General features: G+C 60.0%; 19 protein-coding genes. 14 read left to right on the plus strand and 5 right to left on the minus strand.

The window, feature by feature from the left end; genetic code table 11:
- Positions 1–130: 130 nt before the first annotated feature.
- The 3 genes from AB1462_RS13115 to AB1462_RS13125 all read right to left on the minus strand — a co-directional run bounded on the left by AB1462_RS13115 (position 131) and on the right by AB1462_RS13125 (position 9,377).
- Positions 131–6,286, minus strand: coding sequence for a hypothetical protein (locus tag AB1462_RS13115; RefSeq protein WP_367246819.1), 6,156 nt, complete (start codon positions 6,284–6,286; stop codon positions 131–133).
- Between the two features lie 363 nt (positions 6,287–6,649).
- The gene (locus AB1462_RS13120; RefSeq protein WP_259193321.1) at positions 6,650–7,711 is read right to left on the minus strand and encodes an FUSC family protein; all 1,062 of its coding nucleotides are present in this window, start codon (positions 7,709–7,711) and stop codon (positions 6,650–6,652) included.
- Positions 7,712–7,760: 49 nt separating this feature from the next.
- Positions 7,761–9,377: an NADP-dependent glyceraldehyde-3-phosphate dehydrogenase gene (locus tag AB1462_RS13125; RefSeq protein ID WP_367246820.1), complete on the minus strand. Its 1,617-nt coding sequence runs from the start codon at positions 9,375–9,377 to the stop codon at positions 7,761–7,763.
- A 151-nt stretch (positions 9,378–9,528) separates the two neighbouring features.
- Between AB1462_RS13125 and AB1462_RS13130 the strand changes: the two genes are divergently transcribed.
- From AB1462_RS13130 to AB1462_RS13140, 3 genes are all read left to right on the plus strand, one after another.
- Positions 9,529–10,392 carry a Dyp-type peroxidase gene (locus tag AB1462_RS13130; RefSeq protein ID WP_259193323.1) on the plus strand — a complete coding sequence of 288 codons (864 nt, stop codon included), beginning with the start codon at positions 9,529–9,531 and terminating at the stop codon, positions 10,390–10,392.
- Positions 10,393–10,512: 120 nt separating this feature from the next.
- On the plus strand, positions 10,513–11,880 hold the full coding sequence (locus AB1462_RS13135) for an MFS transporter (RefSeq protein WP_367246821.1): 1,368 nt from the start codon (positions 10,513–10,515) through the stop codon (positions 11,878–11,880).
- A 57-nt stretch (positions 11,881–11,937) separates the two neighbouring features.
- Positions 11,938–13,071 (plus strand): MFS transporter, encoded by a 1,134-nt coding sequence (locus AB1462_RS13140; RefSeq protein WP_315337829.1) that lies wholly within the window; start codon positions 11,938–11,940, stop codon positions 13,069–13,071.
- A 1-nt stretch (position 13,072) separates the two neighbouring features.
- Here AB1462_RS13140 and AB1462_RS13145 read toward each other — a convergent pair whose 3' ends face one another.
- Positions 13,073–13,594, minus strand: a complete 522-nt coding sequence (locus AB1462_RS13145) for a DUF3087 domain-containing protein (protein ID WP_090402774.1) — start codon at positions 13,592–13,594, stop codon at positions 13,073–13,075.
- A 132-nt stretch (positions 13,595–13,726) separates the two neighbouring features.
- Here AB1462_RS13145 and AB1462_RS13150 point away from each other — a divergent pair, with 132 nt between their 5' ends.
- The gene (locus tag AB1462_RS13150) at positions 13,727–13,906 is read left to right on the plus strand and encodes a hypothetical protein (protein ID WP_090402776.1); all 180 of its coding nucleotides are present in this window, start codon (positions 13,727–13,729) and stop codon (positions 13,904–13,906) included.
- Positions 13,907–13,918: 12 nt separating this feature from the next.
- A complete protein-coding gene (locus AB1462_RS13155) occupies positions 13,919–14,119 on the plus strand; it encodes a DUF6021 family protein (protein ID WP_032889722.1) in 201 nt (66 codons plus the stop codon).
- Between the two features lie 31 nt (positions 14,120–14,150).
- Here the strand turns inward: AB1462_RS13155 and AB1462_RS13160 are convergent, their stop codons facing one another.
- Positions 14,151–14,387, minus strand: a complete 237-nt coding sequence (locus AB1462_RS13160; RefSeq protein WP_090402778.1) for a DUF6555 family protein — start codon at positions 14,385–14,387, stop codon at positions 14,151–14,153.
- A 120-nt stretch (positions 14,388–14,507) separates the two neighbouring features.
- Here AB1462_RS13160 and AB1462_RS13165 point away from each other — a divergent pair, with 120 nt between their 5' ends.
- The 9 genes from AB1462_RS13165 (at position 14,508) to tssH (ending at position 25,331) form a co-directional block, all read left to right on the plus strand.
- On the plus strand, positions 14,508–15,323 hold the full coding sequence (locus AB1462_RS13165) for an arylamine N-acetyltransferase (RefSeq protein WP_090402781.1): 816 nt from the start codon (positions 14,508–14,510) through the stop codon (positions 15,321–15,323).
- Positions 15,324–15,581: 258 nt separating this feature from the next.
- Entirely contained in the window at positions 15,582–16,619 is a 1,038-nt protein-coding gene (gene tssA / locus AB1462_RS13170) for a type VI secretion system protein TssA (RefSeq protein WP_259193326.1), read from the plus strand.
- 38 nt (positions 16,620–16,657) lie between these two features.
- Positions 16,658–17,158 carry a type VI secretion system contractile sheath small subunit gene (tssB, locus tag AB1462_RS13175; protein ID WP_090402783.1) on the plus strand — a complete coding sequence of 167 codons (501 nt, stop codon included), beginning with the start codon at positions 16,658–16,660 and terminating at the stop codon, positions 17,156–17,158.
- A 79-nt stretch (positions 17,159–17,237) separates the two neighbouring features.
- Positions 17,238–18,737, plus strand: a complete 1,500-nt coding sequence (tssC, locus tag AB1462_RS13180) for a type VI secretion system contractile sheath large subunit (RefSeq protein ID WP_367246822.1) — start codon at positions 17,238–17,240, stop codon at positions 18,735–18,737.
- 31 nt (positions 18,738–18,768) lie between these two features.
- On the plus strand, positions 18,769–19,248 hold the full coding sequence (locus tag AB1462_RS13185; RefSeq protein ID WP_259193327.1) for a type VI secretion system tube protein Hcp: 480 nt from the start codon (positions 18,769–18,771) through the stop codon (positions 19,246–19,248).
- Between the two features lie 63 nt (positions 19,249–19,311).
- Positions 19,312–19,830 (plus strand): type VI secretion system baseplate subunit TssE, encoded by a 519-nt coding sequence (tssE, locus tag AB1462_RS13190; RefSeq protein WP_259193328.1) that lies wholly within the window; start codon positions 19,312–19,314, stop codon positions 19,828–19,830.
- Entirely contained in the window at positions 19,827–21,704 is a 1,878-nt protein-coding gene (gene tssF, locus AB1462_RS13195; protein WP_315337833.1) for a type VI secretion system baseplate subunit TssF, read from the plus strand. Before tssE ends, tssF begins: the two co-directional genes overlap by 4 nt.
- Positions 21,689–22,708 (plus strand): type VI secretion system baseplate subunit TssG, encoded by a 1,020-nt coding sequence (gene tssG, locus AB1462_RS13200; protein ID WP_244176284.1) that lies wholly within the window; start codon positions 21,689–21,691, stop codon positions 22,706–22,708. Before tssF ends, tssG begins: the two co-directional genes overlap by 16 nt.
- Entirely contained in the window at positions 22,701–25,331 is a 2,631-nt protein-coding gene (gene tssH, locus AB1462_RS13205) for a type VI secretion system ATPase TssH (protein WP_367246823.1), read from the plus strand. The genes tssG and tssH overlap by 8 nt, the downstream gene beginning before the upstream one ends.

Consider the following 25,331-nt stretch of genomic DNA (forward strand, 5'->3'; position numbering starts at 1 on the left):
GCTCGCTCCTGTGAGGCTTTTTAGCTTGCTTTACACGGTCATTGGCCCGCACCGTCAAATATCATCCGGGAGGTGCACAAGATTGGCAGGCTACAGCGACGCTACGCTGCAGCGCACCGGTCCTGAAGGTTTATGGCTGTTTGAGTATCGGCGTTTTTGCTTCCCTGAACTCTGCTATCCAGGCGTCATCCAGCGGACTTTCAAAGGTCCCCGTGATACCGAAGCTGCGGGAAGTCCAAATCGTTTTTCCTTCGCGCTCCCATTGGGCCATTCGACGTTCAAACATCCGGGTGTAGTCTTTGGCTTCGCAGGTTATGCCTGCCCATGGGTCGACGATCCAGGCATCCTTCCATTCGGGCTCTGCGAAATCTACCGTAGCTCTTTCAACCGCAGAATCAGGGCCGCCAATCACGGTAAACACATGGCCCTCCTGGGCCGTACTCCATATTTTTGCCTCACCACCACTTTGCTTGATGATATAGGACGTGACTTGCGCCATTTCTCCGCAGTTACCCGCGCCGGATGTCAATATCTGGTCCATTTTTATGGATTTATCCCAGTTCGGTTTACTGCGTAGCCACGATACGACATCACTCGCAAGTGCTTGTCGCTCAAAGTCGGCTGGCGTAGGGGTGAGCTTGTTACCTGCTCCTAGACCCGTCGCGGCCATTTGTTCGTTGACGGCCTTTACCGAGCCTTTTGCATAAAATTCATTTTTTTCAAACGCTGATAAGCTGTCAAAGTTCGCAGGTTTTTTCAGGGGCAATGCTTGAATGGGCGCCAAGGCAACCTTGCCGTCTCTGCCATAGGCTTTGCTATAGACTTCATTGAGGAATTCGCGTTTTTGTATATCGGTATATTTTGAGGTTTTTTTATCCAGCGACTTCAATTCGGTTTCAGTAACGCCGTTGTTTTTCAGTTTCTCTACAAGTGACTTGTAAGTGGGTAACTGATACAGATTGGGTTTTTTTGGAATGCCAGCGGAGGCGTAAAGTGCCTCCTTTTCAGTGTTGTAAAGATTTATAAGGGGCGTTGTTGCCTTCGTGAAGGCGCCGGAACTCTCTCCAAACTTTCGGGCGTAAAAAATACCAGTGTCTGCTTCGGCGACCACGTATTTTTCGGGAGTGGGACCTTTTGTTTCTATGATCAATCCCCTCACTTCCCGTTGGTCCGCAACGCTTTTACTTATTGCGCCAAATCGGACGACGGCGGTGTTCTCTTCTATATTGCTGAACGTAGTATCACCTACGATACCGAAGCGTCGATCGTTCTTGATTGTACCCATTACAGTGTTTTCATAAATAATAGGTTTATTTCCTGTACGAATAGGGATGAACGTCTCATTTTCTATGTTGTAAATTCGGCGATCACGGATGACAGAGGGTACTTCACCGTTGATCCCTTTTGATGGGAAAAAGCGTTGATGCTCAAGCGCCTGAATCAGTTGTGCATTCGGACTAAGGTCGTGACTGAGCATTTTTGTGAAGCACAACGCCGCTGTTTCGCGTCGGCTTCTATTTACGGAGGGCGCCGGACAGAACGCCTCGATGTCCGTCGGGCTACGATAATTAGCGGCCGACTCCAGGTCGATCAAGCGATCAGGGGTTTTGGAGTCGTAGCGGTAAACTTTACCTGCGTCAACGACATCCAATCCGTTTGAGCGTCGGATTGTATAGGCCTGTTCTGACAGAGGCTTGCCGGTCACCAATGCTTGCGTGCCATCGGAAAAGGTTTCTTGGTTAAGAGGAATCGAGGCGTCAGAAGTAAATCTCTTTGGCGTCCCGTAAAAGTTCTTGGTTTCAACATCGTAGGTGTACCAGTTACCCTCTTTATACCCTGCGGTTACTCTTGTCAGTTGCCCGGCATTACCTTGCTGGCTGACGGTACCTTCGCTGATATCGGGTCGTTGTTTCAGTGCAGTCAGTGCCTCATCTGGATGACTGCCCTGCAGTCTAGCCAGGCGTGTCGTACTCCCGGAGATGGCAGATACGCTCACATCCTTGGAAGCGGCCATCTCAATGCCACTGGCCGAATTATAAAATGTCCGATACAGAGGTTTCAAAATTGCTTTTTCTGCCCCGGTGACCAAGGAACGTGTAACCGACTCTTCCACCAATGACCACACTTTAGCCGCTCCACCCGTGAGGGCGATGGACGCGGCATCGATTACCAAGTCTCTGACGGCGTCCAGGTAGTTCCCTTGATAAATGTCTTCAATGCTCGAAACGCCCGGTATTATGCGGATTGCCTCGCCCAGCCATTCAAGTGGTGTCTCCGCTGTTTCAAGGGGATTACTGCCACGCTGTGTCCGTTTGAATATGTCATGCACCAAGAAGTGTGAGTCGACCACAGTAGTTGCGATGTCATTGAGAGCGGCGTTGTCATAACTCTTAGGGATTTTATTAGCGTCGATCAGGTTGGGTGGCATGGGGCGCCTTATTGCATCGACCATTTCACCATTATAGTAATGCTGAGGAAGCAGATGATAAACAAGCACGTCCGAGGTGGCCCCCGGCGTTGGTTCGGTGGTTGAACTGAATGCGTTGAAGTCTAATGGAAGTTTGCGCTCGCCTTCATCTCCGGCCCCGAAAATAACCCCGAAACTTCCCTGGGTTCCTCCAAGCGGCATGGGGGTGGGCAGGTTTGATATTTTTTCGATGGAATTGGCCATGGGGAACACACCAAAGTCCTTCACGACGCCATTAAAGGTTGAACGGATAATTATTCCGTTATTTCCTCTGGCTCCGGTTAAACTGATACTGCCTAATGCATTGGCGGTGTCCGTTTTTCTTACCATGTAATAATCTAACTTTCCGTATACCAAGGACTTCCGATCATCGAGTTCAAGTTTTGAAAAGAGGTTCTTGATAATGTTTGTCATGTGGGTTTTACGCGCCGAGAAGTCTTGTTCAATGGCGGTCTCAAATGCCTCATTGATAGCGGGGAGGTTATGACTCTGGCGCTTTATTTTTTCCAGGGGGATTCTATGGCTGCTCGGGCTGTTATTGAACCAGTCATCGTCAAGTCCGTTGGTTTCGTAGATGTCGGCGATGCTCGCCGGAACACCTGAAAATAGCCCAAGTACTTTTTTCTTTTCAAAGTCTTTGGCTTCAAAGTCGATTCCCGTTCCGAACTCCTTAGTCAAGGCTTCAAGGGTCATGGACCGTCGGGCTGGCGCGATCGTCGTTCTTAAAAAGTCTCGGGCCGCTGTTGTTTCCCGTATTTGCTGATTCAGACTGTTCTGACAGGCCTGTAGTTGCACCAGTGTGTATTGATCTTTTTCGTTTTTTTCAATCACACCATTGACGATCCCCCAGTCCAGGATGGGGTTCATTTGAGCTCTGGCCAGATGCGTTTCTTCAACGGCAGAAATTGGCCTGATGGCACCGAAGTCCATGACTTGCTTGTAGGTCATGGTCGGAGCGGCCCCAGGTGCCATTTGCTCAATGCGGTTGACTGCGGTACAAAAGTTTGCCCAGGCAGGTGTGCCGTAGGTCAGCGTGGTGGGCAGTTCTTTTACAAGAAACTGTGGAGCCTTGCCCGAAAGCAATACATAGGCCGCCGTGGGCGCGATGGAGGACCCAATCTTGTGGGTATTCGTCAGGTGCTGGTTGAACTTGCCCTGCACCTCGCTGGCAGGTCGCCCCCAGTGGCTGCGATCCATGAAGTCAAAACCGGCGATTGAATTGCGTTTTTCATCGGCCTTGGGGTCAAGTTCAAGTACCAGAGCCGTGAGAACCCACTGACGGATGCTGGTCGGCGTAGGGAAGCCCTTCAGTTGGGTTTGCAATGCCTGTCCCAGTGCCTGGGCCTTTTCGCTGGAGAGTAAGTGCTCAAGGTTCTGTTTAAGGTTGGTACCGAGGGTGGCGGATGACGGCGCGAGAGAGTTGAACAGCCCAGTAGTTGCCCCCGGTTGTGTATTAACAACCTCGACTACTGCTTCGCGTTCAGTGGCGGTCAGTGGCACAGGCGTAGACAGAAAGCCCCAAAGGTCTGCCAAGGGTTCCCTTTGCGGGACGGGTACTCGTAGGGCCAGCAGCAGGTTAAGGGTTTCTTCTCTGGTTTGCGGCGCTTTCCAGCCATTCTCGGTAATGAACGCTTCTGCCGTCTTGTACCCTTTGGATGGATGCGATGAGTGCGAGTCGACCTGCAGGTGAAGATTTGCCAGGCGCGAGCCGCTGAGTGCTGCGTCCAAGCGGCTGATGAGCGCGTAGCGATCATTGTGGTTGCCAAGCGTTGTCTTCTGATTTTTAAGTGCTGCTTCGCTACGCTCCGGGTTTTCGGAAATGACGGGGAAAGCCTTGGCGCGCTTCATGTCGCCGGCCAGCTTGATGAAGCCTGGGCTGCTCAGGTCGCCGATATCGCCGCCGTAAAAGTTGAACACGAGGCCAAACGGTGCCGTCGTGGCGCTGGTTGGCTTGGCGATCATGATCGGTTGGTGGTAGGGCACCAGGACATTTGCTGCGGCCGCCAGCGGGGTGAGGGCGTCAAACAGTTCTGGAAAGTCATGGGCAAAATCCTTGATAAAGAACACCCGGTCGACCCCGTCAGCTTTGGCCTTCAAGGCATTGATCGCGGGGTCGAAAACCAGGGTGTCCGCATCGACCTTCTGGCCCACCATCCATTCATTGAGAGCCCGTCCTTCAAAGGCATTGCAGATATGTTCCCACCACTGTCCAAATGTCGAATGTGCGGGAATGTTTTCAAGCATTCTTGATGCGTCGGACGAGTTATCCCTTTTTAAGGCCTGCATCATGTCGCCGACGAGCACCGCCAACTCGCTATCACCGCTGGCGCGGGTTTTCGCGGGGAGTGGCGTCGATTCGGGGAGGGCAACGTGAGGCGGCGGCAGTGTATTGGCCAACGTCTGTTTGAGCGCTTGCTGTTGTTCTCTGACCGCACGAAACCGCTCATGGGTGCCAGGAGCGGTCGGCGCGAAGGCGCTGAACGAGTTGTTATTCAATTGCGTGACCTTCTGAAAAACCTGGTCAACCCCACCCTGCGCAATGACCTCCCCGTAAAAACGTAATACCAGGCTCAAAGGCGCGGTTTCCAGGGTGGAATAGCTGGCCCCGTCGCTTTTGCCAGCGGTCAGGCGTGCGGCCGCCTCGACGATAGGCGAAGCAATATCCGACCAGCCAGATAAGTCATTCAGACTGAAAACGGTGTCTTTACCCCGGGCCTTGCAGATCAAACTGCCAGTGACAGGGTCGACAGTGACGCTGCTCAGATCAATGCCTTGTTCTGTAATAAACGTCTTAAACTCGGCTGTGCTCAATGAGTGTCGGAATTGCTTCTGCGCCTGACCAAATGTCGAGTATTCAGGTATTTCGTTAATGACCTCCTGCGACTCATTAATGTCCCGTGTCTTGAACGCACTGCCGATCATGGACCGGCTGCAAAGCCGAGCCAGGCGTTGGTCGTCTGCGTCAACTCGTTGAGCCGGCGTCTGCTCGATATTTGCCCCAGACAGCTCATCGCGCTGCGCTTGCGTCAATCCATTTACATAATCAATGGCCGCCCGCTGGTGTTGTGAAAAGCCATGGGGCGATTCGGCTGTCCTGTTGCCATGAAAGGTTTTAAGGGTATTCAGGTACTTAATGGCATAGAGCCGTCCATTAGGGTGAGGGTTGGCGTCGAGATTGAGGTTGTAGAAGTGACTGACAATGTTGAGCGGGGCTTTGTCACTGGCTTTGAAGTCGATTCGGTGATCGTGACCCGGTGTCAGCCTTCCGGCCGCTGCCAATACGGCCGACGACGCGCTTGACCAGCCTGAGTTGTCACGTAAGGAAAACGTGCGAGGCCGGTCATTGGCTACACAGTTCAGGTCTCCCGTTCGGGTGGAGATTTGTACGGTGGACGGATCAATGCCGTTGTTCCGTGCAAACGTTGTAAACGGTTCGCTGCCAAGCGCTTGACCCAGCTTTGCCCACGCAATACCGAAGGTTGAGAGCGCAGGGATGTTGCGGATGTTTTCCTCTCCGGGCGCTTCACCGTTGATGAGGGTGTAAGCGTAACTGGCAGCCATTTCATCGGCACAGAGTAGGGCCATCTCGCTGTCACCATTGAGTACCAATGCTCCAGGTGTAATCGCTCCAGGGCTTGCGGCAAGGGCCATCAGGTCGCGCTTTGCTCTTGACGCTGTCGTTGCTCCTTGCGGGCCATCACTGGTCAGTTGCTCGTTGGTTTTTTGCGCATCGACTGTTGAACTGGTTCCTGTTGAACTCAGTGGGGATACGGCAGTTTGTGCCAAAGGTATATGGCGTAGAGTGTTGGCAGTTTTCATCGGGGACTTCTCGCGATTTTGAAATGGTCGCTCTCAACTGGAGGCGCCATTGAGTGGTCGCGGGATAGGTAGGGTTCCGGTATGTGCCGTGGCTTGGGACATGGACGCAGGCCTGCTGCTGGTTACATTGATCGCCCGGGCAAGGAACGCTGGACCGAGCACAGGTAACCCCCGATCACCGTAATGGCCTTCACCGACAAAAAAAGAACAAAAAAAAGCCCGCTGGGGCGGCGGGCTTGATGTGCAACATTTGTAACGGATGAGGCTTCACCCTACGTCTCGGGATGTGAATAAAACGTGAAAAATATGTCAGAGAAAGTGTGAAAGTGCTGATGTGGGTAAACAAATCAACGAGCCACCTTTCTAGATCCTCCAACGCCCGGCGCTTTTAGCCAGGCGTTGGCGCATCGCATCCACATTCGCCGCCAGTTGCACCGTCAGCAATCGATACCCATCCAGCGCGCTGTAAACCGGAGCATCCAGCGTGGGCTCGCTACCGGTGATAGGGCTGGGCCGCTGCAACCGCTCCGTCACCCCCGACTTCAATGCCCGCGCCATCCCTACCAACTGCACGCGAATCTGCCGGTGCTCGGCTTTCAATACCACCTGCATCCGCGCCATCGCCTGTTCGTCACGCGGGTTCGGGCGGGTGTTGCCGAGAATCTCCAGGGTGCTGATGCACATGCGCAGGTGGCGCTGGATCGCGTCCAACTCGGTCATGGAAATCCGTACTTCCTTGGACACCGACGGCATCAGCGAGCGCAATTGCAGCATCGCCGCGTTCAAGCGGTTGAGCAGTTTGAGGTGTTCATCGTCAGTGACCGACTGGCCATTGATGATCCGGCTATAGATCGCGGCACAATCGCGCAACGCGCTGGCCAGGTTGTAGCGCCACGAGTACACCGCATACAGCGGCAGCGCGAAGGAGAACGCCAGGGCCAGCACGATACCGATCAGGATGTCGACCGTGCGCCACAAGCCATCCGAGATCGGATTGTCACCGTGCCCGGCAACGATAAACACCGTGATCGCCGACAGCAGCGCGATGTAGCCGCCCTTGCCGATGGCGTGATAGGAGAAGAAGCCGCACACCACCGACATCAACAGGTACGTCAGCAGCGGCTGGCCGAAGTAGGCCTGTTGCACCACCAGCAACAAGCCGACGCTGGCGCCGATCAAGGTACCGTAGGCGCGCTCCATGGCTTTCTTGCCGATATTGCCGTGGTGCTGCAAGCCGCCGATCACAATCAGCATGGTCACCGACGCCCACTCACCGTGGGGCAGGTTGATGCCGGTGGTCAGCAGGATCGTCGCCAGCAAGCCGATGGACACGCGCACGGCGTGGATCAGTTTGGCATGGCGATAGCGGCGGTACGGGTCGAGCAAGGGGCGCACCAGGCGCCGGGCGAGGAGTGGCAGGTTCATCGGTACTAAAGTGGCCTCGGTTCTGGAGATGTACACAATCCAAATGTGCTTAGAAAATGTAGTCAGTGGTCAGGAAGCTCGAATCACGGTTGCGCAGGATGTCGCTGACCAGCGCCTTGTTGCTCTCCTGGAACTTGGTGGCAACCAGGGTGCGGATCGAAAACACCCGCAGCGCGTCATGTACCGACAGCGTACCCTCGGCCGAGTTCTTGCGTCCGTTGAACGGGAAGGTGTCTGGCCCGCGCTGGCACTGGGCATTGATATTGATGCGGCCGACCTGATTGGCAAAGGTGTCCACCAGGCGCCCGACTTCCACCGGGTTGCTGCCGAAGAGACTCAACTGCTGGCCGAAGTCCGAGTCGAGTACGTACTCGATCACCGTGTCCAGATCACGGTAGGGCACGATGGGCACCACCGGGCCGAACTGTTCCTCGTGGTACACGCGCATCTGCGGGTTCACCGGGTACAGCACCGCCGGGTAGAAGAACGAACCACGGCTGCTACCGCCATTGGCATTCACCACCTGGGCGCCGTGTTGTTGCGCATCGGCCACCAGCTCGTTGAGGTAATCCACCTTGCCGACTTCCGGCAGCGGTGTCAGTGAAACGCCGTCTTCCCAGGGCATGCCGGGCTTGAGGGTTTCCAGTTTGCGGTTGAATTTCTCGATGAAACTGTCGACCACGTCTTCATGCACAAACAGGATTTTCAGCGCGGTGCAGCGCTGGCCGTTGAAGGACAATGAACCGGTGACGGCCTCGCTGACGGCATTGTCCAGGTCCACCTCGGGCATCACGATGCCGGGGTTTTTCGCATCCAGGCCCAGGGCGGCACGCAAGCGGTGCGGCTTGGGGTGCAGCTTTTTCAAGTCACTGGCGGCCTTGTTGGTGCCGATAAAGGCAAAGATGTCGATCTTGCCGCTGGCCATCAACGCACTGACGGTCTCGCGGCCGCTGCCGTAGATCACGTTGATCACCCCGGCCGGGAAGCTGTCGCGGAAGGCCTCCAGCAACGGTCGAATCAACAGCACACCGAGCTTGGCCGGCTTGAACACCACGGTGTTGCCCATGATCAGCGCCGGGATCAGCGTGGTAAACGTCTCGTTGAGCGGGTAGTTATAGGGGCCCATGCACAGCGCCACGCCCAGGGGCACGCGGCGGATTTGCCCGAGGGTGTCCTGTTCCAGTTCAAAGCGGCTGCTGCGGCGGTCGAGTTCCTTGAGGGCATTGATGGTGTCGGTGATGTAGTCGCAGGTGCGGTCGAACTCTTTCTGTGAGTCCTTGAGGTTCTTGCCGATCTCCCACATCAGCAGCTTGACCACTGCGTCGCGCTGTTCGCGCATACGCCGCAAAAACGCCTCGACGTGCTGGATACGCTCCACCACCCGCATCGTCGGCCATTCACCCTGGCCACGGTCATAAGCGCGCACGGCGGCATCGAGGGCGGTGAGGGCGGTCTCGGCGTCCAGCAACGGCGTGCTGCCGATCACCACGCGGCGGTCGCCCAATTGCACCGGGCTCTGCACCTGGGCCAAGGGGCCCTTCCACACCTGCAACTGGCCGTTGACCAGGTAATCACGCTGTTCGATGGGCGCCGCCAGGCGGTATTGCTCGGGAATATCGGCGACGCTGGTGGGAAACAGCTGGTCGAGCAGGTTGCTGGTGGTCATGTCACTTCCCCTGGAATAGTTGCAAAATATGACTAGAGAGTCACCCAACACAGGGCTCTGTGGCAAGGCTTGTGCGCTTTGCAGTACGCACCGGGGCGTGTGGCCTGCTCTTCGAGATAGTAGACTGCGCGCCTTTCTTGAAGGAGTTCACATGAGTCAGTACCAGCCGGGCATTCTTGCCGCACCGGTGCCTTTGCAGGCACGCCATCTGTTTTTTGCCGTTGAAACCCTGGAAACCGTGCCTGGCGCGTTGGACGCGCTGTTGCAGCTTGTGGATTCGATGGCGGTGGTCGGCTTCGGTGAACCGCTGGTAAACGCGCTGGGCGCACAGATCGATGGCCTGCGCGCCTTCCCAGCGGTCAGCGGTCCGGGCGCGAATAACCCATCGACCCAGCAGGCGCTGTGGGTCTGGCTGCATGGTGTCGATCGCGGCGAGTTGTTGTTGCGCAGTCGCGCTTTCGAGAAGGCCCTGGCCCCGGCGTTTCGCCTGGTGCAGTCGACCGAAGGCTTCCGCTACAAGACCGGCTTCGACCTCACCGACTACGAAGACGGCACCGAAAACCCCCACGACGACGCTGCCGTTGAAGCAGCCCTGACCGACAGCGGCGCCAGCTTCGCCGCGATCCAGCAATGGCAGCACGACCTCGATGGTTTCGCCGCATTGCCCGCCCAGGAGCGCGACCACATCATCGGCCGCCGCCATGGCGACAACGAAGAGCTGGAAGACGCCCCCGAGTCCGCCCACACCAAACGCACCGCCCAGGAAAGCTTCACCCCGGAAGCCTTCGTGGTGCGCCGCTCGATGCCGTGGGCCGAGAACGGCCAGGCCGGGTTGATGTTCCTTGCATTCGGCCATTCCTTCGATGCGTTCGAAGCGCAACTGCGCCGCATGAGCGGGTTGGAAGACGGGATTGTCGATGGCCTGTACCGCATCAGCACGCCGTTGACCGGTGGTTACTACTGGTGCCCGCCGATCCTCGCTGGGCGGCTGGACCTGAGCGCTCTGGCCGGCTGATTGTCTCTGACTGGCAATCGTGGCTGAACATGAACATTCGGACAGCCACGCAATCCCCCACTGAAAAAATCCCCTTCTGCCCGTAATCTAGATGCCTCCGCCACCCTGTACGGATTGTTCATGTCTTCTGTTGCCGATGGGCTGCCCCTCAATAAACGCCTGCCTGCCGTGATCGCGATCTCCCTGGGGATCGGCATGGCGACCCTGGACACGGCCATCGTCAACACGGCGCTGCCGACCTTGGCCGAAGGGATTGGTACCGATTCCGCCTCGGTGATCTGGGTGGTCAATGCCTACCAGTTGGCGATTATCGCCACGGTGCTGCCGTTTGCGTCGCTCAGTGATGTGCTGGGGCACCGCCGGGTCTATCTCGGCGGATTGCTGCTGTTTATCGTCTCGTCGCTGTTTTGCGGGCTGGCCGGCTCGCTGGTGACCCTCACGGCAGCCCGTGTGGTGCAGGGGCTGGGGGCGGCGGCGATCATGAGCGTGAACACGGCGTTGCTGCGGCATATCTACCCGTCAAAAATGCTCGGGCGTGGCCTGGGTTATAACTCGTTGGTGGTGGGGCTGGCCTTCACCCTGGGGCCGACCGTCGCTTCGGCGATTCTGTCGGTGGCGACCTGGCACTGGCTGTACCTGATCAATGTGCCGTTGGGGCTGTTGGCGCTGGGATTGGGCCTGCGTTCATTGCCGACCCTGCCGATGACCGGGCATGCCTTTGACCGCCTCGCGGCCGCGCTGTGTGCCGGGTTGTTCGCCTTGCTGGTGTTGGGGCTGGGCACGGCGGTGCACGGTGCGCAGGGGGCGTTGCCCCTTGGCTTGATTGCGGTGGCGCTGGTGTGTGGCACCTTGCTGCTGCGCCGCCAGGCCTGTCACCCGGCACCGATGTTGGCCCTGGATCTGTTCAAACGCCCGGTGTTTGCCTTGTCTTCCCTCACGGCGATCTGCGCCTTCAGCGCCCAGGGCCTGGCCTTTGTGTCGCTGCCCTTTCTGTTGCAGGCGGTGCTGGGGCATAGCCAGGTGGAAACCGGGTTTCTGATGACGCCGTGGCCGGCGGTCGTGGCGGTGATGGCGCTGGTCGCTGGGCGCCTGGCTGACCGTGTGTCCCTGGGCCTGCTGTGCGGTATCGGGCTGTTGATGTTGAGCGTGGGGATGGCCGCGTTGGCGACCTTGGGCACCGGCGCAACGGCCTTCGATATTGGCTGGCGCATGGCGTTGTGCGGTGCCGGGTTCGGCTTCTTCCAGTCGCCCAACCTCAAGGCCTTGATGACCAGTGCGCCGTTGGCGCGCAGCGGCGGGGCCAGCGGCATCGTGGCGATTTCGCGGTTGCTGGGGCAGACGCTGGGGGCGTCGTTGGTGGCGCTGTGCTTCCACGTGTCCCTCGGCAGTGGCCCGCTGTATGCGCTGTGGTTGGGGTGTGTATTTGCGCTGGTGGGCGCCGTGGCCAGCGGCCTGCGTTTGCTGCCCTACGGGAAAAAGCCGTTGTAAAACCAGCGGCGGGAGGGCTACCGTGGCGACCTGAATATTTCGGGATGTTTCAGATTTATGTCAAGCCTGGCCCTCCGCACTGCTGATACCCATTCCCGCCGCGCTGCGTTGACCCTGGCTTTATGCCTGCCCAGTGACGTGTTGCTCTATCTGCTGCTGCCCATGGAGTCCCAGGCCTTCGGCATCACGCTGGCCCAGGCCGGGGTGTTGCTGGCGGCCAACCGCCTGGTGCGGATTTTCGGTTACCGGCATGTGTTGAATTTCTATGCGCGCAACGGTGATCGCCTGACCTGCATGATCGCCGCCGGCGCCGCAACGCTGTGCGCCCTGGGCAATTCGGTGCTGTCGGGCTTTGCCGCACTGTTGGGACTGCGGCTGGTGTGGGGCCTGTGTTTCGCTGCGTTGAACCTGTCGACCCAAGTATTGGCCACCTCCGAGCCCGAGGGCGCCGCGCGCCGGGCCGGGCGTTCGCGGGCCTTGATCGCCTGGGGGCCGATGCTGGCGTTACCGTTCGGTGGCTGGCTGACGCTATGGGCCGGGCCACGTCCGATCTTTGTGATCCTCGCCGGCTGTTGCCTGCTGGGGCTGTGGATGGCGCGCAGCCTGCCCAGCGCCGGGCATGATTTGCACAGCACTCCCGGGCGCCGCTTCAAGTGGCCCGACAGCGTGGCGATGTGGTCGTTTATCGAAGGCGTGGCGCTGGACGGACTGTTTATTTTCGGCCTGTCGATCCAGGCGCAGAAGCTGCTCGGCGGCGATGCGGTGCTGATTGCTGGCGGCTTGATGGCGCTGCGTTATGTCTCGGAAATGCTCCTGAGTCCGTTGGGCGGCCGCGCGGCGCAACGCTTTGGCGCCACCTCGATGTTGTTGCTGTTTTCGTTCCTGAGTGCCTTGGCCTTGATGGCGTTCGGCAGTTACTGGGTGATTGTCGGCGCGGCAGCGGTGTTGGTGCTGCGCGCGTTGCAACTGCCGCTGGTGACCACTTTGGTCGCCGAGCGCAACCCCGGTTCGATGCGGGTGTCGGCCCTGGCCTCCAATGCGGTATGGCGTGACATCGGCGCAGGCCTCGGGCCGCTGCTGGCGGGCCTGCTGTTGCCGGTGGCCTCGGCACCCCTGGTGTTTGGCGTGGCAGGCGCGGCGATTGCGCTGAGTGCAGTGTTTTGCTGGCGCACACGCGTGGCTGCAGACTGACTTACGCGCTTTTCAAACCTTCCAGCCAGGTGGGATCAAAGCGGGTTTGCTCGGTGTCGATCCCCAGTGCCTGCATCGTGTTCTTATGCGCGTCCATTTCGCCGACCAACTGCGCCTGGGCGCTGGAATTGGCGTCCAGGGCGTGCATCTGCGTCAGCCCCAGGTGATAGAAGCGCAGCACCTTCATGGCCGTCGGATCATTCGCCTGCACACGCTCGGTGACGGTGTGCATCACATTGGTCACGCGCATCAGGTTGCGCTTGAGCTGCCAGCCATACACGGCCGACGCCAGCCACGGTTGGGTCCAGAACGGGCCGCGCACCAGGGCGACGGTAATCAACACGCCGGCGAATACGCCGCCGACATTGAAGCGCAAGTTGTCGCCGCCGGGTTCGCCGAACAGCATCACCGCCAGGCTCGACAGCAGCATGGCCAAGGCCATGAACAGCACGGCCACGATCAGCGTGCTGCGGCGGGTCTGTTGGCGGTAGGTGACGGGGTCGCAGGGTTTGAGTTCGAACATCCGGTCCAGGTCTCCAGGGCGGGTAGGGGGGGCATCTTCTCATGGTCAGCGGTCAGGGGTGGGGCAATCAAGTTGAACCATGATCTGGAGCAGTTTCTCTAAACCGGTGAAGTCCCTTTGAGGTGAACCACCATGCCCGAATACAAGCAACCACCGCCCGGTACACCCGACCCTGATCGCACACCCGGTGAAGAGGAGCGCGACAACGATGCCCTGCGCCCCAATGACCCGAAAGAACGTGACGAACAGGATGATGTGGAGCGCGTCGAAGAAGACCTGGAAAACCTTCACGACAAAGCTCGCCCGCTCTAACAGGAGACCATGATGAACAAGCGCTCGGATGGGCCCCCCTCCAACGAACACGCCAGCGGCAAGGATGAGCTGGGATTTGATCCGGACTCGCCCGATGTGGCTGATCCCCAGGTTGATCCGGTAGGTCCGGCCATCGCCCCATTGGATAAAAAGGACAAGGACGAAGCGAAAAAAAAGCCGCCCTACGATCCGTTGGGCGACTTGAAAAAATAAGCTGAGCCCCGCCGTTGTGCGGGGCTTTTGTTTATTTGGGCGGTGCCCAGGTGACTTCGGTAATGCCGTACTTCTCGGCCCATGGGCGGGTGGTTTTTTTCACCTGCTCATGGCCAACCCGGCCGATACGACTGACATGCGCAATGTCAGCGTCAACGGCCGCCCAGTGCCAGGCCTCGGCGTTGTTCATCACTTCGGCACGCACCACGAAGGACTTCGGTTGGCCGTGCAGTTGGTAGTGGATGGTGTAGATTTTTGCGGTACTCATGTTGCCTCCCTGTCTTGTTATAGATGGATAGGGAACGGTTTAAAAAGGTTCATTCAAAATGACAATCTGCATGCTTGCGCGGCATAGTGACGCATTCCTCCCGCGCTCAAGGATCGCGCCATGACCCTCCTGAACCACAGCCGTCTGTACCTGCAACGCCTGGGTTACGAGTCGCCGCCACCGCCCACCCTGCAAACCCTGCGGGATTTGCAACTGCGTCATGTATGCACCTTCGCCTTTGAAAGCCTGTCGACCCTGCTGCGCCTGCCGGTGCCGATCGACTTGCCCAGTGTCGAGCAGAAAGTCTTGCTCGATGGGCGCGGTGGGTATTGCTATGAGTTGAACCAGATGTTCCTGGCGCTGTTGCAGGAATTGGGCTTCGAGGCGCGCGGCATTACCGGGCGGGTGGTGATGGGCGGCCCGCCGGACGCACGTACGGCACGCACCCACCGCCTGAGCCTGGTGACCCTGGACGGCGTGCGCTATATCACCGACGTTGGCTTTGGCGGCATGGTACCCAGCAGTCCGTTGCAGTTGGACACGCAGGCCGTGCAGGCCACGGCCCATGAGCCGTATCGCCTGACACTCAATGAGCAGGAAGGCAGCTACACCTTGTGGGCCGAGGTTTCGGGGGAGTGGCGTGGCTTGTATGTGTTCGACCTGCAAGTGCAGGCGGCCATCGATTACGAAATCGGCAACTGGTACGTCTCGACCCACCCGGCTTCGCCGTTCCTGGGGCAATTGAAAGTTGCGCTGTTGGCGCCCGGTAAACGCCATACCTTGAACAACGCCCATTACGCGATCCACGCCCTGGATCAGCCCAGCGAAAAGCGCGTGCTGAACAACGTGCAAGAACTGAGGGCATTGCTGCGGGACACCTTCGGTATCCGCGTGCCGGTGCACCCGTCGCTGGATGAGGTATTTGCCGGCGGGTAACTGACACAAGGGCACGCGTCGGCGTGTTTGAATAGGCGCCTTCAACCCACCCACGCTGCATTCGCAGCTTATTCCTACGCCCTGCCATGACACTGCCTGCATTCGCATGTAGGCGTATCGCTATATAAATCCGCCCACGCTGAACATTTTCGGCAGTAGGCATAGCGATAGGCTTCAACCGCCTCAGTTTTTCTGAGCCGTTGGATTCGACCTCCCGACGCGTTGCTCTACCGCCCGAGCAATTTGCACGAGGGACACATGATGGGGTTGCCCGCCGACGTTCAATCACTGGATTTCACCCGACTGTCCTTGCCACTGGGCGAGGCCGAGGGCGGTGGCCAGAACTTCGAATATTCGGCGCAATTCTTCGAACTTGAAGAAGAGGGCCAGGGTAAACCCGAGGTGCAGTACGGCGACACGCTCACCCAGGCCATCGAACCGAACTGGAAGCGGGTCATGGCCCTTGCACTGCCAATGATGGAGCACAGCCGCGATCTGCGCCTGGCCATCTGGGCCACTCGTGCCCAACTCAATGTGCACGCCTTCGCTGGCCTGGCCAGTGGCCTGGGACTGGTAGAGGGACTGTTGAAAAACTGCTGGGACGGCCTGTACCCAAGACTCGACCCGGATGACGGCTACGACCCGTTGCTGCGGATCAATATCCTCGCGTTTCTGTGCGCGCCCGACGGCCTGGTGCACGACGTGTTGGATGCGCCGTTGATCAGCGCCCGTGGTATCGGCGCGGTCAGCTTGAGGCTGATCGACCTGGTCATGTCCGATCCTGGCGGCGAGGGCGGTCAGCCGAGTCTGGCGATGATCGAAGGGGCTTTTACCGATACCGATGTGCAGCAGTTGCGGGCCGTTCACAGTGCACTGACCCAGGCGTTGGCGCACAGCGTGCAGATTGAGCAGTGGCTGACGGAAAAAGTCGGCGTAGGGCGCGCCATCGACCTCAGTGGCTTGGCTGCACCACTGCGCCGAGCTGCGGAAATAGTCAGTCGGTTCCTGCTCGATCCAGCGCCATACGAGGCCGCTGCGGCCACTGTCGCAACCTCAGCCGTGGTCGCACCGAAGCCACCGTACGCGGAGGTCCGCAGCCGCGAAGAGGCGCGCCAGGTCATCGACCGACTGTGCAGCTATTTTCAGACCCACGAACCCGCAAGCCCGGTGCCGTACCTGCTGCAACGGGCAAAGACCCTCATCGACAAGAACTTCATCGAGTTGTTGCAAGACCTCGCACCCGATGGTCTCGCGCAACTGGCGCAGGTCAGCGGCGTCCATACCCGCGACAACTGAACCTTTATCTCTCAACTCCACTCACCGGAGCCAGTTCCGTGGCCAAAGAAAGCAGCCAGAAGTTCATCGCCCGCAATCGTGCGCCCCGCGTCCAGATCGAATACGACGTGGAGATCTACGGCGCGGAAAAAACCGTGCAATTGCCTTTTGTGATGGGGGTGTTTTCAGACCTCTCCGGTAAACCGGCTGAGCCGTTGCCGCCGGTGGCCGAGCGCAAGTTCCTGGAGGTCGATGTCGACAACTTTGACGAACGCCTCAAGTCCATGAAGCCCCGGGTCGCCTTCCAGGTGCCCAATACCCTGACGGGTGACGGCAACCTGCCGGTGGAAATCACCTTTGAGAGCATGGACGACTTCACCCCAGGCGCCATCGCCAGCAAGGTGCCGAGCCTCAACCAGTTGCTGACCGCGCGCCGTCAGCTATCGAACCTGTTGACCTATATGGACGGCAAGGTGGGAGCCGAGGAATTGCTGGCCAACGTGCTCAGCGATCCCGGCTTGATGCAAGCCCTGTGCGCGGCCCCCCAGCAACCCGAATAACTGACTGACCGTTGACTCTGCCGGAGCCCCGTATGCCCCGGTATGGGGACGCTGTTGCCCACTTTTCAAGGATACCGTCATGTCCACTCCGCAATCGGAACAGCCAGCCCAGGAAACCGTGGCCACGGCATTCGACGCCGGCGACTTCGCCAGCCTGCTGCAAAAAGAATTCAAGCCCAAGACCGACAGGGCCAGGGATGCCGTGGAAACCGCCGTGCGCACCCTGGCTGAACAGGCGCTGCAGGGCACGCAACTGATGTCCCATGACGTGCTGGGCACCATTGAAGGCCTGATCGCCAGCCTCGACCAGAAGCTCACCGAGCAGGTCAACCATATCCTCCACCATGAGGAATTCCAGGCCGTGGAAAGTGCCTGGCGCGGCTTGCACTACCTGGTCAGTAACACCGAGACCGACGAGTCCCTGAAGATTCGGGTGATGAACATTTCCAAGGCCGAGGTGCACAAGACCCTGCGCAAGTTCAAAGGAGTGGCCTGGGACCAGAGCCCGATTTTCAAGAAGCTGTATGAGGAGGAATACGGTCAGTTCGGCGGCGAGCCCTACGGTGCCTTTGTCGCCGATTACTACTTCAACAACAGTGCGCCGGACGTCGAGCTGTTGACCCAGATTGCCCGCGTCAGCGCCGCCGCGCACTGCCCATTGATCACCGCCGCCGACCCCAGTGTGATGCTCATGGAGTCCTGGCAGGAACTGGCCAACCCGCGCGACCTGACCAAGATCTTCCAGACCCCGGAACATGCGGCGTGGCGCAGCTTGCGCGGCAGTGAAGACTCGCGCTACGTGGGCCTGGCCATGCCGCGTTTCCTGGCGCGCGCCCCGTACGGGGCCAGGACCAACCCGGTGGAAGACTTCGATTTTGAAGAAACCACCGATGCCGCCGACGCCAAGGATTTCACCTGGGCCAACGCTGCCTACGCCATGGCCGTGAACATCAACCGTTCGTTCAAGCACTACGGCTGGTGTTCGCAGATTCGCGGCATCGAATCCGGTGGTGTCGTGGAGGGCTTGCCGGTGCACACCTTCCCGACCGACGACGGTGGTGTGGACATGACTTGCCCGACCGAGATCGCCATCAGCGACCGGCGCGAAGCGGAGCTGGCCAAAAACGGCTTCATGCCGCTGGTGCACAAGAAAAACAGCGACCTGGCCGCCTTTATCGGCGCGCAGTCGCTGCATAAACCGGCGGAGTACGACGACCCGGATGCCACCGCCAACGCCAACCTGGCCGCGCGCCTGCCGTACCTGTTTGCCACCTGCCGTTTCGCTCACTACTTGAAGTGCATCGTGCGCGACAAGGTCGGTTCGTTCAAAGAGCGCAACGACATGCAGACCTGGCTCAACAACTGGGTCGGCCGTTACGTGGAACACAACCCGGCGACCGCCACCGATGTCGACAAAGCGCGCAAGCCGTTGGCCGGTGCCGAGGTCGTGGTGGAAGAAGTGGCAGGTAACCCCGGCTTTTACAGCGCCAAATTCTTCCTGCGACCGCACTACCAGCTTGAAGGGTTGACCGTGTCGTTGCGGTTGGTCTCCAGGCTGCCCTCCACCAAAGCGTCATAACCCCGCTGTTCAACCCTGAAAGGTACTCATCATGATCCTGCTGAACTTCAAAGGCACAAAAATCAAAGGCACTGCTACCGTCGACGGTCACAAGGACTGGATCACCGTCGACGCCCTCCAGATGGCCGTCTATCGGGGAATTAGCAGTAGCGGCGGCGGAGACCGTGACCCCAGCACCCCGAATTTCACGGAATTGTCCTTGAGCAGGGCCACCGACCCGGCTTCGCCCGACCTGTTTATGCAAGCCGTGTGCGGCATAAGCATGGGCGATGCCGAGATTGACTTTATCCAGACGGGCGGCTCGGACAAAAAACAACAGGTGTACCTCAAGCTCGTCCTGGGCGGCGCGATCATCAATTCCTACTCGGTCAGCAGTAACGGCGAGCGCCCGGTCGAAAACCTCACGATCAACTTCACCACCATCAATTACACGTTCAGCGCCTTCAGCGGTGACGCCGTGACTTCCACTACGGAGAGGGGCTGGAATTTGCAAGATGGTCAGTCACTCTGATTCGGATGCCAGCGGACGGACGGGTTCGCCCGTCCGCCGCACCGTCGATAGAGGTCTCACGCCATGGCTGAACTGACCAGTCTCGAACGCTTGCAGCCGTCCTTGCTCGATCGCTTGAGCGACGACGACACCGAGCAGGTCGCAGAGCCTCGCGACCAGCGCATTTTATCCATGCGCGGCTTGCGCAAGGCGGTACTGCGCGACTTGGGATGGCTGCTCAACAGCATCAGCCTCGGCAGCTTTCGCGACCTGAGTGAGTCGCCATTGGTGGAGCAATCGGTGGTCAATTTCGGCCTGCCCGACCTTGCTGGAAAAACCGCAGCCGGCCTGGACCGTGAAGCATTGGGGCGGCGCATTCGCCAGGCGATCTGGCGTTTCGAACCGCGAATTTTACGCGACAGCCTGCGTGTGGTGCCGGTTGCACCCTCGGGCACACCCTGCAGTCCGAACCAGATGGCTTTTGAAATTCATGGCGAACTCTGGGGCCAACCGTTGCCCGAACGCCTGTACCTGAAGACCGAACTTGACCTGGAAGCGGGTGAAGCGCGGATCTTTGATATTGAGACAAGGGACGTGCGGTGAACGCCAAACTGTTGCGCTATTACGAACGTGAACTGGCCCACCTGCGCGAAGTCGGCGGTGAGTTCGCCCGCGACTATCCCAAGGTGGCCGGGCGCCTGGGGCTGGAAACCTATGCCTGTGCCGACCCTTATGTGGAACGGCTGTTGGAGGGTTTCAGCTTTCTCGCCGCACGGGTGCAACTGAAGATCGATGCCGAATTCCCACGCTTTACCCAGCACCTGCTGGAACTGGTCTACCCACACTACCTGGCACCGACGCCATCGATGGCGGTCGTGCAATTGCAGCCGGACATGGGCGAAGGCAGCCCGGTCTCAGGCTTCAAGGTGCCGCGCAACACAGCACTGCACAGCCAATTGGGTAAGGGTGACCAGACCGCCTGCGAGTTTCGCACGGCGCACGAGGTGACCCTGTGGCCGGTGGAGTTGGTCGAGGCACGTTACTTTGCCTGCGGCACGCACGTGGCCGGGGTCGACCTGTCGCGCCTCGGCGGGGTCAAGGCCGCCTTGCGCCTGCGTCTGAGCGTGGGGGCTGGGCTGGCGTTCAGCGATCTGGCCCTCGACACGCTGGCGCTGCACATCCGTGGTGGCGACGCCCTGCCTTCGCGTGTCCTGGAGCAATTGCTGGCCCAGGCGGCCGGTGTGGTGGTGATGCCGGTGCAAGCGTCTGCGGACTGGCACCAGATCCTGCCCAAAAGTGCGATCCGCAGTGTGGGTTATAGCGACGGCGAAGCCTTGCTGCCTCCCGGGCCACGAGCGTTCCAGGGCTATCGGTTGTTGCAGGAATACTTCGCCCTGCCGCAACGCTTCATGTTCATCGATGTGGTGGGGTTGGCGGCCAGTGTCCGCCGCTGCACCGCCGGGCAACTGGATGTGATTGTGTTGTTCAAGCAGGTGGACCCGCTGCTGGAGCAGAACCTCAGTGCGGCCAATTTTGCGCTGCATTGCACGCCGGTGATCAACCTGTTCCCGATGCGCACCGAGCGTGTGCATCTGGTGCAGCAACGCTCCGAGTACCATGTGAGTCCGGACCGCATGCGGCCAATGGATTACGAGATTTACCAGATTGAAGCCGTGACCGGCTATGGCAGCGGCGCCGAAGCCAGCCAGGCGTTCGAACCCTTCTACCGTGCCAACGACCTGCATGGGCGCAAGCCGCCGCGCGCGTATTACCAGGTGCGGCGCGACGCACGGGTATTGTCCGAGCCGCAGCGCAGTCGTGGCCCGCGTTCCAGCTACGTGGGCAGCGAGTTGTTTCTATCGCTGGTGGACGGCGAGCAAGCCCCGCATCGCAGCGACCTGCGTCAATTGGGCATCGACGCCCTGTGCAGCAACCGCGACCTGGTGCTGAGCATGCCGGTGGGCAGTGGTCGCACTGACTTCAGTTGCGAATCCGCCGCGCCGCTGCAGTCGGTGCGATGTGTGGCGGGGCCGACGCTGCCGGCGCCATCGTTTGCCGAAGGTGAAACCGCGTGGCGCCTGGTCAGCCATTTGTCCCTCAACTACCTGTCGCTGCTGGACCAGGACACCGAGCAGGGCGCCGTCGCCTTGCGTGACCTGTTGCGCCTGTATTGCCGCGTCGACGACGCCGTCGCGCACAAACAGATCGAAGGCCTGCGCTCCGTGACCGCTGTGAGCATCGTGCGGCGCCTGCCGTTGCCGGGGCCTGTCACCTACGGGCGGGGCTTGCAGATCAGCGTGAGCGTGGACGAGTCGGCCTTCGAGGGCACGGGCGCCTATGTGCTGGGCTCGGTACTGGAACAGTTTTTCGCCAAGTACGTATCGCTCAACTCATTCACCGAGACGCGCATCATGAGCACGGCACGTGGCGTGATCATGCAGTGGCCGGCGCGGGTGGGCAGATGCGAGATCCTTTGACCCTGCTCGGTGCCCTTGAAGCGCACCCGAGGCTTTTTGATTTCTACGCGGCTTTGCGCCAATTGGAGTGCGCCTTTGCGCACCTGCCGCGCATCGGCCAGGCCACGCGCCCGGCGGATGAGGCCGTGCGTTTCGGCCAGCATCCCTCGCTGGCGTTCGAGCCGGCAATGATTGCGGGGCTCATACCCGGTGCCACGCCCAAGCTGCTGCTCAACTTCTTCGGCCTGATGGGCGCCAATGGCCCGTTGCCGATTCACCTCACCGAATACATCCGCGATCGTCAACGCAACCTCAACGACCCCACGCTGGCGGCGTTTTGCGATGTGTTCCATCACCGCATGATCAGCCTGTTCTACCGCGCCTGGGCGAGTGCCCAACCGACGGTGAGCCTGGACCGGCCGGGGGCGGATCGCTTTGCCGGCTATTTGGGCGCATTGATCGGTATCGGCATGCCCTCGCTGCAGGCGCGCGACAGCGTGGCGGACGTCGCCAAGCTGCATTTTGCCGGACGCCTGGGGCCGCAGACGCGCAATGCCGAGGGCCTGGCGGCATTGCTGGGCGACTACCTCGGCGTGCCTGTGCAGGTCGAGCAATTTGTCGGCCACTGGATGAGCTTGCCCAGCGACGGCCTGTGCGCCTTGCGCAGCGGCCCCGATGCGGCCGTGCTTGGCCAGGCCACGGTGCTGGGCAGGAAGGTCTGGAATGCCCAGCACAAGTTTCGCCTGCTGATCGGCCCCCTGGACCTGGCGCAAACCCGCCGCCTGCTGCCCGGTGGTGACAGCCTGCAACGCGTGCAGGACTGGGTGCGCCAGTACGTCGGCCTGGCGATGGATTGGGACATCAACCTGATCGTCAAGAAACACCACCGGCCTCGCTTTCGCCTGGGGGTCACGCCATTGGGCTGGACCAGTTGGCTGAGCAGCAAGGTGCCCGAGCAGGATGATCGGCAGTTGCTGATCAATCCTCGAACTTCATCGTCTTCTCAAGGACCTGCCCATGGCTGATATCAGTCGCGTCGCGCTTTTCGGCAAGCTCAACCGCCTGTGCTACCGGGCGATTGAAAGCAGCACCGTATTCTGCAAGCTGCGGGGCAATCCCTATGTGGAGCTGGTGCACTGGTTGCAACAACTGCTGCAATTGAGCGACTCGGACCTGCTGCGCCTGACCCGCCATTACGGCATCGATGCGGCGGTGCTGGAGCGTGATCTCACCGCCGCCCTCGACCGTTTGCCACGCGGTTCGACGTCGGTCACGGACCTGTCTTCCCAGGTCGAGGAAACCGTCGAGCGTGCCTGGGTCTACGCCACCTTGATGCTGGGCGAGTCCCAGGTGCGTTCTGGGCACTTGCTGCTGGCGCTGCTGAAAACCCCGGCGTTGCGCAACGGTTTGTATGGTGTGTCCCGTGAGTTCAGCAAGGTCAGTGGCGAAGACCTCAGCGTGCAGTTTGGCGCACTGCTCCAGGGCTCGCCTGAGGCGCAGATGACGGCCAGCGATGGCTATCAGGTACCGGGCGAGGAGGTTGGCGCACTGGCACCCGGCCGGTTGCACGCCTTGCAGCGCTTCACCGTCGACCTGACCGAGCAGGCGCGCCAGAACACCCTGGACCCCATCGTCGGGCGCGATGAGGAGATCCGGCAGGTCATCGACATCTTGCTGCGGCGTCGCCAGAACAACCCGTTGCTGGTGGGCGAGGCGGGCGTGGGCAAAACCGCCGTGGCGGAAGGGTTCGCCCAGCGCATTGCCCGCGGCGATGTGCCGCCGAGCCTCAAGGACGTGCAATTGCTTGCCCTCGATGTTGGCTTGTTGCAGGCCGGCGCGAGCATGAAAGGTGAGTTTGAACAGCGCCTGCGCTCGGTCATCGAAGAGGTTCAGGCCAGCGAACAACCGGTGGTGCTGTTCATCGATGAAACCCACACCCTGGTCGGTGCGGGTGGCGCCGCCGGGACTGGCGACGCCGCCAATCTGCTCAAGCCGGCGCTGGCCCGTGGCAGCTTGCGTACCCTGGGCGCAACCACCTTCAGCGAGTACAAAAAACACATCGAAAAAGACCCGGCGCTGAGTCGGCGCTTCCAGACTGTGCAGGTCGATGAACCGGATGAAAGCCGCGCGCTGCTGATGTTGCGTGGCCTGGCCGACACCCTGCAGGCGCACCATCAGGTGCATATCCTCGATTCGGCGCTGGAAGCGGCGGTGCGCCTGTCCAACCGGTATATCCCGGCGCGCCAGCTGCCCGACAAGGCGGTCAGCCTGATCGACACCGCCTGCGCCCGCGTCGCCGTCAGCCTGCACGCCACCCCGGCTGAAGTGGATGACAGTCGCCGGCGTATCGAATCCCTGGAAACCGAACTCGGGATCATCGGGCGTGAAACCGCTATTGGCGTGGACACCGCCAGCCGTCCAGCGTCGGTCCAGGCGTTGCTGGCGACCGAGCGCGAGCGCCTGGATACGGTGCAAGGGCGTTGGGCCAACGAGCTGGCCTTGGTGGAGCAGATCCAGCGCCTGCGCAGCCAACTTGCCGAGTCAGCCGACCGCGCAGCCGGCCTGGTGGAGCTGCGCCAATTGCAGCAGCAACTGGCGGCTTTGCAAGGCGAGCACCCGCTGGTGCTGATCAACGTCGACGAACACACGGTGGCCGCCGTGGTGCAGGACTGGACCGGCATTCCTGTGGGGCGCATGGTCAAGGACGAAATCGCAACCGTGCTGTGCCTGGCAGAACGCCTGGGCCAGCGCATCGTCGGCCAGGACCATGGGCTGGAGATGATCGCGCGGCGCATCCAGACGTCGCGCGCCGGCCTCGACAACCCTGGCAAACCGGTCGGTGTGTTCATGCTCGCCGGTACCTCCGGGGTCGGCAAGACCGAGACGGCCCTGGCTCTTGCGGAGGCGTTGTATGGCGGCGAGCAGAACGTCATCACCCTCAATATGAGCGAGTACCAGGAAGCCCATAGCGTCTCCACCCTCAAGGGTGCACCGCCCGGTTACGTGGGGTACGGCGAAGGCGGCGTGCTCACCGAGGCCGTGCGGCGCAAACCCTACAGCGTGGTGCTGCTGGACGAAGTGGAGAAGGCCCACCCGGATGTGCACGAGGTGTTTTTCCAGGTGTTCGACAAGGGCTGGATGGAGGACGGCGAAGGTCGAATCATCGACTTCAAGAACACCCTGATCCTGCTCACCACCAACACCGGCACCGACCTGATCAGCCACCTGTGCCGTGATCCGCACACCCTGCCTGCGCCGGACGCGATAGCCAAGGCTCTGCGCAAGCCGCTGCTGGAGGTGTTCCCGCCGGCCCTGCTCGGGCGCCTGGTCGTGGTCCCGTATTACCCCCTGAGCGACGCCATGCTCGCTCGCATTATTCGGCTGCAACTGGGCCGCATCGCGAAGCGCATTGCCGAAGGCCACAAGATCCCATTCACCTACAGCGATGACGTGGTGCAGTTGATCGCCAGCCGCTGCACCGAGCTGGAGAGCGGTGGGCGGATGATCGACGCAATCCTGACTCATTCGATGTTGCCAGCGATCAGTCGTGAGTTTCTCAACCGCTTGTTGCTGGGTTCCCCCGCGAGTCAGGTGCAGGTGCGTGTTGAGGACAGCGAATTTATTTATGTGTTTACGGAGCAGGAGTAA

The organism is Pseudomonas sp. SB113 (assembly GCF_040754745.1).
GTDB classification, from domain to species: domain Bacteria; phylum Pseudomonadota; class Gammaproteobacteria; order Pseudomonadales; family Pseudomonadaceae; genus Aquipseudomonas; species Aquipseudomonas grimontii.